Source organism: Streptomyces sp. NPDC036764 (assembly GCF_055609385.1).
In genome coordinates, this window is record NZ_JBVJPT010000002.1 from 541,189 (window position 1) to 553,607 (window position 12,419).

The 12,419-nt window shown below is 71.6% G+C and carries 11 protein-coding genes; 7 read left to right on the forward strand and 4 right to left on the reverse strand.

Translation table 11 applies throughout. From position 1 onward, the window contains the following. The first annotated feature begins 93 nt into the window (after positions 1 to 93). The 7 genes from ACZ69Q_RS13915 (at position 94) to ACZ69Q_RS13945 (ending at position 8,121) form a co-directional block, all read left to right on the forward strand. Positions 94 to 1,332, forward strand: a complete 1,239-nt coding sequence (locus tag ACZ69Q_RS13915; protein ID WP_471041224.1) for a MurT ligase domain-containing protein — start codon at positions 94 to 96, stop codon at positions 1,330 to 1,332. Positions 1,333 to 1,355: 23 nt separating this feature from the next. Then, entirely contained in the window at positions 1,356 to 2,084 is a 729-nt protein-coding gene (locus tag ACZ69Q_RS13920; protein ID WP_471041226.1) for a type 1 glutamine amidotransferase, read from the forward strand. A gap of 168 nt (positions 2,085 to 2,252) precedes the next feature. After that, positions 2,253 to 3,278 (forward strand): 6-phosphofructokinase, encoded by a 1,026-nt coding sequence (locus tag ACZ69Q_RS13925; RefSeq protein ID WP_471041228.1) that lies wholly within the window; start codon positions 2,253 to 2,255, stop codon positions 3,276 to 3,278. Positions 3,279 to 3,452: 174 nt separating this feature from the next. Beyond that, positions 3,453 to 4,403 (forward strand): cytochrome c oxidase assembly protein, encoded by a 951-nt coding sequence (locus ACZ69Q_RS13930; RefSeq protein WP_471041229.1) that lies wholly within the window; start codon positions 3,453 to 3,455, stop codon positions 4,401 to 4,403. A 130-nt stretch (positions 4,404 to 4,533) separates the two neighbouring features. Then, positions 4,534 to 5,931 (forward strand): DUF6777 domain-containing protein, encoded by a 1,398-nt coding sequence (locus tag ACZ69Q_RS13935; protein WP_471041230.1) that lies wholly within the window; start codon positions 4,534 to 4,536, stop codon positions 5,929 to 5,931. Between the two features lie 45 nt (positions 5,932 to 5,976). Then, positions 5,977 to 7,938: a serine/threonine-protein kinase gene (locus tag ACZ69Q_RS13940; protein WP_471041231.1), complete on the forward strand. Its 1,962-nt coding sequence runs from the start codon at positions 5,977 to 5,979 to the stop codon at positions 7,936 to 7,938. 12 nt (positions 7,939 to 7,950) lie between these two features. Then, positions 7,951 to 8,121: a hypothetical protein gene (locus tag ACZ69Q_RS13945; RefSeq protein WP_471041233.1), complete on the forward strand. Its 171-nt coding sequence runs from the start codon at positions 7,951 to 7,953 to the stop codon at positions 8,119 to 8,121. A 3-nt stretch (positions 8,122 to 8,124) separates the two neighbouring features. On the opposite strand, the gene ACZ69Q_RS13950 is transcribed toward ACZ69Q_RS13945, so the two are convergent. The 4 genes from ACZ69Q_RS13950 to ACZ69Q_RS13965 form a co-directional block, all read right to left on the reverse strand. Further along, positions 8,125 to 9,330: a sensor histidine kinase gene (locus ACZ69Q_RS13950; RefSeq protein ID WP_471041235.1), complete on the reverse strand. Its 1,206-nt coding sequence runs from the start codon at positions 9,328 to 9,330 to the stop codon at positions 8,125 to 8,127. Beyond that, on the reverse strand, positions 9,327 to 11,039 hold the full coding sequence (locus ACZ69Q_RS13955; protein ID WP_471041236.1) for a sodium/solute symporter: 1,713 nt from the start codon (positions 11,037 to 11,039) through the stop codon (positions 9,327 to 9,329). Before ACZ69Q_RS13955 ends, ACZ69Q_RS13950 begins: the two co-directional genes overlap by 4 nt. A gap of 183 nt (positions 11,040 to 11,222) precedes the next feature. After that, positions 11,223 to 11,585, reverse strand: coding sequence for a hypothetical protein (locus tag ACZ69Q_RS13960; protein WP_471041238.1), 363 nt, complete (start codon positions 11,583 to 11,585; stop codon positions 11,223 to 11,225). Positions 11,586 to 11,587: 2 nt separating this feature from the next. Continuing rightward, positions 11,588 to 12,337: a LytR/AlgR family response regulator transcription factor gene (locus ACZ69Q_RS13965; protein WP_471041240.1), complete on the reverse strand. Its 750-nt coding sequence runs from the start codon at positions 12,335 to 12,337 to the stop codon at positions 11,588 to 11,590. Positions 12,338 to 12,419: the final 82 nt, after the last annotated feature.

Sequence of the window (12,419 nt, forward strand, 5' to 3'; positions counted from 1 at the left end):
TTCGGGAGTGCGAATGGATCTCGATAGGCTGACCACCACCACGTTGCCGTAGGGCTTCAGGCGCGGCGCGTACGCAAGGAGGATCGAGAACTGATGGCAGGCAACTCGGACCCGCTCACGCCGCGGGCCAAGATCGCCGTGACCGCGGGCAAGGCGGTCGCGGCGGCATCGCGCGCCGCAGGGCGCGGCAGCGGTTCGGTGATCGGCGGCCGGGTGGCGCTCAAACTCGACCCCGACCTCCTCGCCAGGCTCGCGCAGAACCTGGACGTGGTCCTGGTCTCGGCGACCAACGGCAAGACCACCACGACCCGGCTGATCGCGGAGGCCCTGCGGGCCGCCGGACCGGTCGTCTCCAACGCCCTGGGCGCCAACATGCCCGCGGGCATCACCTCGGCGCTCGCCGGCGGCTCGGAAGCCCGCTACGGCGTCATCGAGGTCGACGAGAAGTACCTCGCCGGCGTCGCCCGGGACACGGACCCGAAGTGCATCGCGCTGCTCAACCTCTCGCGCGACCAGCTCGACCGGGCCGCCGAGACCCGGATGCTCGCCGAGAACTGGCGCGAGGGGCTGTCGGGTTCGAAGGCCGTGATCGTGGCCAACGCGGATGACCCGCTGGTCGTGTGGGCCGCGTCGTCGTCCCCCAACGTGATCTGGGTCGCCGCCGGGCAGATGTGGAAAGACGACGCCTGGTCCTGCCCGTCCTGCGGCGGTGTGATGCAGCGGCCCGGGGACGACTGGTTCTGCGGCGAGTGCGGCTTCCGCCGTCCGACGCCGAGCTGGGCCCTGTCCGGCGACCATGTCCTGGACCCGCACGGCTCGGCCTGGCCGATCCATCTCCAGTTGCCGGGGCGTGCCAACAAGGCCAACGCCACCTCCTCGGCCGCCGTCGCCGCCGTCTTCGGGGTGCCGCCGCAGGTGGCCCTTGAGCGCATGTACCAGGTGCAGGCCGTCGCCGGGCGCTATGACGTCGTGCAGTTCGAGGGGCGGGATCTGCGCCTGCTGCTGGCCAAGAACCCGGCCGGCTGGCTGGAGACGTTCTCCCTCATCGACCCGCCGCCGACCCCGGTGATCCTCTCGGTGAACGCGCGCGGAGCCGACGGCACGGACACCTCCTGGCTGTGGGACGTCGACTACACGCGGCTGACCGGGCACCCGATCTGCGTCATCGGCGACCGCAGGCTCGACCTCGCGGTCCGCCTGGAGGTTGCCAACCAGCAGTTCCAGGTGTGCGAGAACCTCGACCAGGCCGTGCAGAAGTGCCCGCCGGGCCGGATCGAGGTCATCGCCAACTACACCGCGTTCCAGGACCTGCGCCGCCGGGTCGGCAACTGAGCACGAGACTTCAGGGGACTTAAGTGAGCGACAACCAACTGCGGGTCGTCTGGATCTACCCGGACCTGCTCAGCACCTACGGCGACCAGGGCAACGTCCTCGTCGTGGAGCGCCGTGCCCGCCAGCGCGGCCTCGACGTGGCCCGCCTCGACGTGCGCAGCGACCAGCCGATCCCGACGTCCGGCGACATCTACCTGATCGGCGGCGGTGAGGACCGTCCGCAGCGGCTGGCGGCCGAGCGGCTGCGCCGGGACGGCGGTCTGCACCGGGCCGTGGAGAACGGCGCCATCGTGTTCTCGGTCTGCGCCGGCTACCAGATCCTCGGCCACGAGTTCATCAACGACCTCGGTCAGCGCGAGCCCGGCCTCGGGCTGATCGACGTGGTGTCCGTGCGCGGTGAAGGGGCCCGGTGCGTCGGTGACGTGCTCGGCGACATCGACCCGCGCCTGGGTCTGCCGCCGCTGACCGGATTCGAGAACCACCAGGGCGTCACCCACCTCGGCCCGACCGCCCGCCCCTTCGCCCAGGTCCGCCTCGGCAACGGCAACGGTACGGGTGACGGCACGGAGGGCGCGTACAACGACACCGTCTTCGGTACGTACATGCACGGTCCGGTGCTCGCGCGCAATCCGCTGATCGCCGACCTGCTGCTGAAGCTGGCGCTCGACGTGAACGCGCTGCCGCCGACCGACGACCGGTGGTACGAGGCGCTGCGCAGCGAGCGCATCTCGGCCGCGCAGCAGCCTGCCTGAACACACTCGCCGGCAGCCCGTCTGACGGCACGTCCGCACAGGTGAGCGGGGTCGTCCAGCAGGCGGACGCACGGTTCGGCCCCGCCCCTCGATGCCGCTAGGGTGGCGGGGATTCGAGCCGGACAGCGTGGTCCGGTCCCGGCCCACGTTGAGAAGGTTTTTCGGGCTATGCGCATTGGTGTCCTCACGTCCGGCGGCGACTGCCCCGGCCTGAACGCCGTCATCCGGTCCGTCGTGCACCGTGCCGTCGTCGACCACGGCGACGAGGTCATCGGCTTCCGGGACGGCTGGAAGGGCCTCTTGGAGTGCGACTACCTCAAGCTCGACCTCGACGCGGTGGGCGGCATCCTCGCCCGCGGCGGCACGATCCTCGGTTCCTCCCGGGTCCAGCCGTCCCATCTGCGGGACGGTGTGGAGCGGGCCAAGGGCCATGTCGAGGAACTAGGCCTCGACGCGATCATCCCGATCGGCGGTGAGGGCACGCTGAAGGCGGCCCGGCTGATGTCGGACAGCGGCCTGCCCGTGGTGGGTGTGCCCAAGACCATCGACAACGACATCGCCGTCACCGACGTGACCTTCGGCTTCGACACGGCGGTGACCGTGGCGACCGAGGCCCTGGACCGGCTCAAGACCACCGCCGAGTCCCACCAGCGCGTCCTGGTGGTCGAGGTCATGGGCCGGCACACCGGCTGGATCGCGCTGCACTCCGGCATGGCGGCCGGCGCGCACGCCGTCGTCGTACCGGAACGGCCCTTCGACATCGACGAGTTGACCCGGGTCGTCGGGGAGCGGTTCCAGGCGGGCAAGCGCTTCGCGATCGTCGTGGCTGCCGAGGGCGCCAAGCCGCGGCCCGGATCCATGGCGTTCGACGAGGGCGGCAAGGACATCTACGGGCACGAGCGGTTCGCCGGGATCGCCCGTCAGCTCTCGATCGAGCTGGAGGAACGGCTCGGCAAGGAAGCGCGGCCGGTGATTCTGGGGCATGTGCAGCGCGGTGGGACGCCCACGGCGTACGACAGGGTGCTGGCCACTCGGTTCGGGTGGCATGCGGTGGAGGCCGTGCATCGCGGGGAGTTCGGTCATATGACGGCGCTCCAGGGGACGGACATCGTGATGGTGCCGCTGGCCGAGGCCGTGGAGACGTTGAAGACTGTGCCGGCGAATCGGTACGAAGAGGCTGAGTGCGTGCTGTAAGGGCCTCGCCGTAAGGGGTTCTGTCTAGTCGCCGGGTGCGGGTGCTTCGTGGCTTGCCGCGCAGTTCCCCGCACCCTGGTCGGCTGTCCTACCCCCGGTCACAAAGGTGGCCGGGGGTAGTTCTAGTCTGGGGCGGACAGACTTGCACAACCCCCACGAAACAGGAGCCGCAGGATGGATCACGGCGGGCACGGCATGATGATGGATCTGCCGCCGTTCACGCTGGGGCGGGGGCTTGTGTGGTCAGCGGACCCGTTCTTTCTCGTCGCCTGTCTTGCGGGGCTCGCGCTCTATGCGTGGGGGGTCGTGCGGTTGCGCCGGCGTGGGGACAAATGGCCCGTGGGGCGGACCGTCTCCTATGTCGTCGGAGTGCTGTCCGTGATGCTCGTGATGTGCACCGGGCTGAATGACTACGGAATGGTCATGTTCAGCGTGCACATGGTGCAGCACATGGTGATCAGCATGCTGTCGCCGATCCTGATCCTGCTCGGTGCGCCCATCACACTGGCACTGCGCGCGATGCCACCCGCCGGGCGGGGGCGCAAGGGGCCGCGGGAATGGCTCCTGGCCCTGCTGCACAGCCGCTACATGCGGATCATCACGCATCCGGCGTTCACCATTCCACTGTTCATCGCCAGCCTTTACGCGCTGTACTTCACGCCGATCTTCGACTTCCTGATGGGCTCGAAGACGGGGCACATCGCGATGATGGTGCACTTCCTGGCCGTGGGCGTGGTGTTCTTCTGGCCGATCATCGGCGTGGATCCCGGTCCGCACCGGCCGGGGTATCTGATGCGGATGCTGGAGCTGTTCGCCGGAATGCCCTTCCACGCGTTCTTCGGTATCGCGTTGATGATGGCGACGGAGCCGATGGTCGAGACGTTCAAGAACCCGCCCGCCTCGCTCGGCATCGACGCGCTCTCCGACCAGAACGCGGCCGGCGGTATCGCCTGGGCGTTCAGTGAGATTCCGTCCGTGCTGGTGCTGATCGCGCTGCTGTTCCAGTGGTACGGCTCCGAGCAGCGGCAGGCCAAGCGCAAGGACCGGGCCGCCGACCGCGACGGCGACAAGGAACTCGAGGCGTACAACGCCTATTTGGCCTCATTGAACGCACGCGGGAACTGACGAAACCGAAAGGCTTCACCTTTCAGTAGCATGAAGCGCGTCGGGGGAACCGCCGGGGGGAGCGGTCATGGCGTTTCATGTTTTCGTACACAGGTCCTCAATAGCGGTGATTCGGAGGATCGCCGTCCTATTGGTCCTCGTTCTGGCGCTCGGTGCGTGCGATCGGGACACACCGCTGTTCCTGGTGAAGGCAGTGGCCGCGGGAGTTCCCTCGCTGGCCCCCTTCTTCGACGAGAACCAGGGGCTCGGGCGGGACGACGCGCAGGTCACGGCGCAGACGGCGCACGGCGGTCTGCAGCAGGGGGACACGCCGGGTCTGTACGGGGGATCCAAGCAGCCGACGGTCTGTGATGTCGAACGGCTCAAGGAGTTTCTCACCGATCCCGCAAATGACCGCAAGGCACAGGCGTGGGCAACCGCGCTCTCCATCAACACGGACGAGATTCCCAGATATCTCGATCGCCTCACTCCGGTTCTCCTGCGTCACGACACGCTCGTGAAGAACCACGACTACAAAAAGGGAAAGGCCGCCCCCTTCAACGCGCTGCTCCAGACGGGAATCGCCATTCTCGTCGACGAGCAGGGGCTTCCCGCGGTGAAGTGTTCGTGCGGAAATCCACTGCGGCCCTTCGAGGGTGACACGACCCGGATAAAGGTCGAGTTCGACGACCGCAACGAGGAGTGGAAGGGCTACGAGGAGTCCTCCGTGGTGGCCGTGCGGCCCGCGACGCGGAAAGTGGAACGGCTCGCCCTCGTCGACGTCCATGAACCGGACCGCGGCATCACCCGTCCCGTCGGCACCACCGGCGAGAAGGACACCGCCTTCGACACGCGCGAGCGCCGCGCGGTGCCCGCTCTCGCGGGGGCGACGTTCGGGCAGGCGAGCCGGAAGCTGGCCGACCAGGGGCTGGCCGTCGCCTTCGCGGGCGGGGGGCTGCCGCCGGACGGCGCCCGGGTGACGGCGTCGGATCCGCCGGCCGGGACCGAGCTGCGGTTCGGCGAGTACGTGACGCTGAGCGTGGCCGGGGGCAGCTCCGACGGGTCGACGTCCACTCCCCCGGGCTCGGGGTCGTCCCCTTCGACGCGGGATCCGTCGGCCTCGACGCCGGCACCACCCTCGGGCTCGTCGCCGTCCGGCTCCGCCTCGGGCTCGGGAAGTCCCGGGCCGAGCGGCTCCGGCCCCAGCAGCTCAGGGCCCGGTGGCTCCGGCCCGAGCGGTTCCGGGCCCAGCAGCTCCGACACCTCCGGTCCGGGCCCCACGAGCGGGCCCCCGTCCTCGGGTACCTCGTCCACGGCGCCGCCGGCCGGCTCCTCGCCGCCCGCGTCGACCAAGTCGCCCACGACGAGCTCGGCACCTCCGTCACCGCCCAGCACCCCGCCGCAGACCAGCACACCGCCGCCGACGGTCACCAGCAGCGCACCGCCGCCCGGGACCGGCGAGCCCGCCACAAGCCGACCCGGCACCGACGGGCCCGCCACGAGTCCGCCCGCGAGCGGTGCCCCGAACACCGCGAGCACCTCCGCCTAGCCTCCACGCGCTCAGCGCACACCCGCAGAACCCGGGAGTCACCGGATGCCCTCAGGATCACCGACGTCGGGAGTGGGCCGGGTCATCGCCGGCCGTTATCTGCTGCTGAACCCGCTCGGCAGCGGCGGAATGGGCCATGTCTGGCTCGCCCACGACCGCAGACTCGCCTGCGAGGTCGCGCTCAAGGAGATCGTGTTCCGGGACCCGGCCGAGGCCGACGAGCTCGAGGCCCGGGTGGCCAGGGCCCGCGCCGAGGCCAGGCACGCGGCGGGGCTGCGCGGGCATCCGCATGTGGTGACCGTGCACGACGTGCTGGAGCACGAAGGCCTGCCGTGGATCGTCATGGAGTACGTCGAGGGCGCCGTCAACCTGCGTGATCTGGTCGACCGGCGCGGCCCGCTGGCGCCCGCGGAGTGCGCCCGCATCGGGCTCGCCGTGCTGGACGCGCTGACCGCCGGGCACGAGCGGGGCGTCCTGCACCGGGACGTGAAACCGGCGAACATCCTGCTGGCGCCGGACCGCACCGGGGCACCGTACGGACGGGTGCTGCTCACCGACTACGGCATCTCGGTGCAGCCGGACGCCGGTGAGACGCGGTACACGCTGGCGTCGGTGCTCGTGGGGACGTCGGGCTATCTGGCGCCGGAGCGGGTCACGGGTGGGGCGCCCACGCCGGCCACCGACCTGTTCTCGCTGGGCTGCACGCTGTACTACGCCGTCGAGGGCCACGGTCCATTCGACCGCGAGTCGCATCTGGCGGAGCTGACGGCGGTGGTCATGGAGGAACCCGGCGCGGCCGGGCGGGCAGGGGCGCTGGGGCCCGTCCTGTGGGCGCTGCTGGAGAAGGATCCGGCGCGGCGCATGCCGGCCGCGGAGACGGAGGCGGCGCTCTCACGGATCGTCACGCCGGAGGCCGACGCGTACGCGCGGACGCAGACCGACCTCGGTTCACTGCCGCACTGGGGCGGTGCGCCGCCTGCGGGGCCGGCGCCCGATCCGGTGGGGTTCGGCTCGCCGCCGGGGTCCGGGCGGCCGGGTGGTGTTCAGGGCTTCAGTCCCCCGTCCGGACGTCCCGGCGCGCCGCACGGCCCAGGCTCCGGCACGGTGGGCGCAAAGCCCGGCGGTTCACCGACGCAGCCTCCCGGTGGGCCGCTGGGCTTGGTTCCCGGGTCCGGTGCCGGTCACCGGACCCGCCCTCGCGTCCTGCACGCGGTCCTCGCCGGCCTGCTCGGGCTGGCGCTCGCGGGGGCCGGCGTCTGGTACGCCATGTCCCGGGAGTCGGACTCCGGCGGCACGCAGCGGCCGTATGGGGCCGCCGTGGGGCTCGGGGCACCGCTGAAGGGCGGCGACTGCGTGCTCGCCGACTGGACCGGCACGGCTGCCTTCCAGGGCACGCCCCGGCTGAGCCTCGACTCCGGTTGCGGCGAGAACGCACCCGACGGGCAGGTGATGGCGTTCGTCGCGACCGCGTCGGCGGCCGAGGCGCGGCGGGACGGGCCGGCTGCGTGCGAGGAGCGGACGCGGGAGCTGCGCGGGCGGCTCGCGGACGTGCGCAGCTTCGCCGTCGTGCCGACCGAGGCCGGGTTCGAGGCGGCCGGGCGGCGTACCGCTTGTCTCGTGCTCGGGGCGCACGGGCCGGTGTACGGGCCGCTGGGCGGGCATCGCAAGCCGGGGGCGGCGTTCGCGGACACGGCGACGATGCAGCGCCGGGACTGTCTGGACGTCCGCTCGCACCGGGACGCCCGCCTGGTGTCGTGCGCGAAGCCGCACGACGAGCAGGTGCTCGGATTCACCCGGTTGGGCGCCGACGTCACGCTGAGCGAGGCGCGCACGGAGTCGGACACGGCGTGCGCCCGCGAGGTGCCGCCGCGCGACTACGGATTCGATCCTTCCGTCTATACGGCGGGTTCCTGGACGAGCGAGGGGCCCTGGAAGAACGGCACCCATTTCGTCGTGTGCACCGTTCGGAGGCAGAACGGGGGCACCATGGAGGGGGACGAACCCTAGGAGGGTGTTGCGATGCCCGGTTCTACGGACGGTTCTACGAAGGCGATGGGAGTGCTCACCGTCGGCGGCCTAGTCGTGGTGACGGCCTACACGGTGGCGCTCGGGAGCAATGGCTGGCTGTGGTTCGGGTGGGTGGTGCTGGGGCTGATCACCCTGGGGATGGTCGCCAGCCGCGGTAGCTGAGCCTCACTGCCGGGTGAGTCGCCCGGCGGAGTGCACGCCCGGCTGGTACTTCGGCAGCCGGGCGGTCACTTTCATGCCCGCGCCCGGGGCGGTCTCGATGACGAGGCCGTAGTCGTCGCCGTAGACCTGGCGGAGCCGGTCGTCGACGTTCGACAGTCCGATGCCGCCCGACGGGCTGTCCTCGCCCGCGAGGATGCGGCGCAGCAGCGCGGGGTCCATGCCGGCGCCGTCGTCCTCGATGACGACGAGGGCCTCGGCGCCGGCGTCCTGTGCGGTGATCTGGATGTGGCACTTGTCGGCCTTGCCCTCCAGGCCGTGCTTGACCGCGTTCTCCACCAGCGGCTGGAGACACAGGAAGGGCAGGGCGACCGGCAGCACCTCCGGGGCGATCTGCAAGGTCACCGAGAGACGGTCGCCGAAGCGGGCCCGGACGAGTGCCAAGTAGTGGTCGATGGCGTGGAGTTCGTCGGCGAGGGTGGTGAAGTCGCCGTGCCTGCGGAAGGAGTAGCGGGTGAAGTCGGCGAACTCCAGGAGCAGTTCACGGGCGCGCTCGGGGTCGGTGCGCACGAAGCTGGCGATGACCGCGAGCGAGTTGAAGATGAAGTGCGGGGAGATCTGGGCCCGCAGCGCCTTGATCTCGGCCTCGATCAGCCGGGTGCGGGACCGGTCGAGGTCGGCCAGCTCCAGTTGCACGGAGACCCAGCGGGCGACCTCGCCCGCCGCCCGCACCAGGACCGCCGACTCACGGGGCGCGCAGGCGACGAGGGCGCCGTGGACGCGGTCGTCGACGGTGAGCGGGGCGACGACCGCCCAGCGCACGGGGCAGTCGGGGGCGGCGCAGGTGAGCGGGAAAGCCTCGCCGCGGCCGGACTCCAGGGGCCCGGCGAGGAGTTCCATGATCTCCGTACGGTGATGGCCGCCGACCCCGTCCCAGACCAGGACGTCCCGCTCGTCGGTCAGGCACAGCGCGTCGGTGCCGAGGAGTGAGCGCAGCCGACGGGCGGACTTGCGGGCGGTCTCCTCGGTGAGTCCCGCCCGCAGCGGGGGTGCGGCGAGGGACGCGGTGTGCAGGGTCTCGAAGGTGGCGTGCTCGACGGGGGTGCCGAGGTCGCCGAGGTTCTGGGGGCGGGCGGTGCGGCGGCCGAGCCAGAAGCCGGCGGCGAGCAACGGCAGGATCGCCACGCACAGGCCTGCGAGGAATCCGCTCATGCCTTCGCCTCCGCCCGCAGTTCCTCCGGCAGATGGAACCGGGCCAGGATCGCCGCCGTACCGGGCGGCACCCGGCCCGGGGTGGCCAGGGACACCAGGATCATCGTGAGGAAGCCCAGCGGCACCGACCAGAGCGCGGGCCAGGCGAGCAGCGCGTGGGCCGCGCCGGAGCCCGGGAAGCCGGCCATCGTCGCTGCGACGGCGAGCAGCGCGGAGCCGCCGCCGACCAGCATCCCGGCCGCGGCGCCGGGCGGGGTGAGCCGGCGCCACCAGATGCCGAGGACGAGGAGCGGGCAGAACGAGGACGCCGACACGGCGAAGGCGAGGCCCACCGCGTCGGCCACCGGCAGTCCGCCGACCAGGACGCTCGCGGCGAGCGGGACGGCCATGGCGAGGACCGTGCCGAGCCGGAAGTGGCGTACGCCGCGGGACGGGAGGACGTCCTGGGTGAGCACGCCCGCGACGGCCATGGTCAGGCCGGACGCCGTGGACAGGAACGCGGCGAAGGCGCCGCCCGCGACCAGCGCGCCGAGCAGGTCGCCGCCGAGGCCGCCGATCATGCGGTCGGGCAGCAGCAGGGCGGCCGCATCGGCGTCGCCGGTGAGGGTGAGTTCGGGGGCGTACAGGCGGCCGAGGGCGCCGTAGACCGGGGGCAGCAGGTAGAAGGCGCCGATCAGGCCGAGTACGGCGACGGTGGTGCGGCGGGCGGCGACGCCGTGCGGGCTGGTGTAGAAGCGGACGACGACGTGCGGCAGGCCCATGGTGCCGAGGAAGGTGGCGAGGATCAGTCCGTACGTGGCGTACAGCGGGCGTTCGCCGCGGCTCTCGGCCTGCGAGGGGGACAGGCCGCCACCCGCGCCGCGGTCGCGTTCGGGGACCTCGGCGCCCTTGGCGAAGGTGAGCCGGGTGCCGGCCTCGATGTGGTGGGTGCCGGCGGGGAGTTCGAGTTTCTGCTCCTCGTGGTCGCGGCCGTCGATCGTGCCGCTCACGGTGACGTCGAGCGGCCGGTCGAGCTTGAGCTTGATGCTGTCGTCGACGCGGACGACGCTTTGTTCGCGGAAGGTCGCCGGTTCGTCGAAGGCGTGCCGGGGGGCGCCGTCGCCCTGCCAGGCGAGGATCAGGAAGAGGGCGGGGACGAGCAGCGCGGTCAGTTTCAGCCAGTACTGGAAGGCCTGCACGAAGGTGATGCTGCGCATGCCGCCGGCGGCGACGATGGCGACGACGACGACCGCGACGATCAGCCCGCCGAGCGAGTCGGGGGCGCCGGTCAGCACGGTCAGCGTCAGCCCGGCGCCCTGGAGTTGGGGCAGGAGATACAGCCAGCCGGTGCCGACGACGAAGGCGCCCGCGAGCCGGCGCACGGCCTGCGAGGACAGCCGGGCCTCGGCGAAGTCGGGCAGGGTGTAGGCGCCGGAGCGGCGCAGCGGGGCGGCGACGAACAGCAGCAGGACGAGGTATCCGGCGGTGTAGCCGACCGGGTACCAGAGCATGTCGGGGCCCTGGACCAGCAGGAGGCCCGCGATGCCGAGGAAGGACGCGGCGGAGAGGTACTCGCCGCTGATGGCGGCCGCGTTGAGGCGGGGGCCGACGGTGCGGGAGGCGACGTAGAAGTCGGAGGTGGTGCGGGATATGCGCAGGCCGAAGGCGCCGACGAGGATGGTCGCCAGGACCACCAGGGCGACGGCGGGGACGGCGTAGCTGGAGTTCACGGCCGGGTCCGTTCCTCGGGCTCGAGCGGTCTGGGAGGTCGGGCAGAGTCCGATCCGGTGGGGCAGCGCCCCCGAGGGGGCGCGGGGCTGTGTTCTATGTGCGGCTGCCGCCGCGTGGGCGCGACCGGCCACGACGGCGCGGCGGACGATCGACGGGGCATCGCGGCACCTCCAGCGGAGCGCTCAGCGGTCTTCGACGAGGCGCACGAAGTCCCGCTCGTTGCGTTCGGCCCGCCGCACGTACCAGCAGGCGAGGAGGACCATCGGGGCGTAGAGGCAGAAGCCGAGGACGAGCCACTCCAGGCCGCGGGCGTCCGGCATGGCGGCGAACAGCAGCGGCAGCGGGCCGATGAGCAGGCCGAGGACCGCGAACACGGTCAGGCCGGCGCGGAGCTGGGTGCGCATCAGCGACCGTACGTAGGTGTGGCCCAGCGTCGTCTGCTCGTCGATCTCGGTGCGGGGGCGGTAGTAGCCGGAGGCGGGGCGGCTGCGGCGGGGCGGGCCGGTGACGACGACGCGGCGCTCGGCGGGGTCCTGGTTGGGCACGGCTACGACCTCCTCATCAGCAGGTCCCGCAGCTCGCGCGCGTGGCGCCTGCTGACCTGGAGTTCCTCGGCGCCGACCATGACGCTGACGGTGCCCGCGTCCAGGCGGAGTTCGCCGATGTGGCGCAGGGCGACGAGGTGGCGGCGGTGGATGCGGACGAAGCCGCGGGAGCGCCAGCGCTCCTCCAGGGTCGACAGGGGGATGCGGACGAGGTGGCTGCCCTTGTCGGTGTGCAGGCGGGCGTAGTCGCCCTGAGCCTCGACATGGGTGATGTCCTCGACGGCGACGAAGCGGGTGACGCCGCCCAGCTCGACCGGGATGTGGTCGGGGTCGGGTTCGCTCACGGGTATTCGGGGAGCGGCGTCGCGGAGCTCGGCGGCGCGGCGTACGGCTTCCGCGAGGCGTTCCTTGCGCACCGGCTTGAGGACGTAGTCGACGGCCTTGAGATCGAAGGCCTGGACGGCGAAGTCCTCGTGGGCGGTGACGAACACGACGAGCGGCGGCTTGGCGAGACCGGTGAGCAGGCGGGCCAGGTCGAGGCCGTCCAGTCCGGGCATGTTGATGTCGAGGAAGACGACGTCGATCGACTCCGGGCCGTGCGGCCCCGACTCCAGGGCGCGGTTGATCCGCCGCAGCGCCTCGGTCGCGTCGCCGGCGCCTTCCGCGCTGCCGATGCGCGGGTCCGCGTTCAGGAGGTACAGCAGCTCCTCCAGCGAGGGGCGTTCGTCGTCGACAGCCAGGGCGCGCAGCATGACGGGAGTGTAAGAGCTGTGGGCACACCTGGACATGCGCCCTGCGTGGACGTCTCCGCTGGGTGCCGTGCCGCTTACAGTG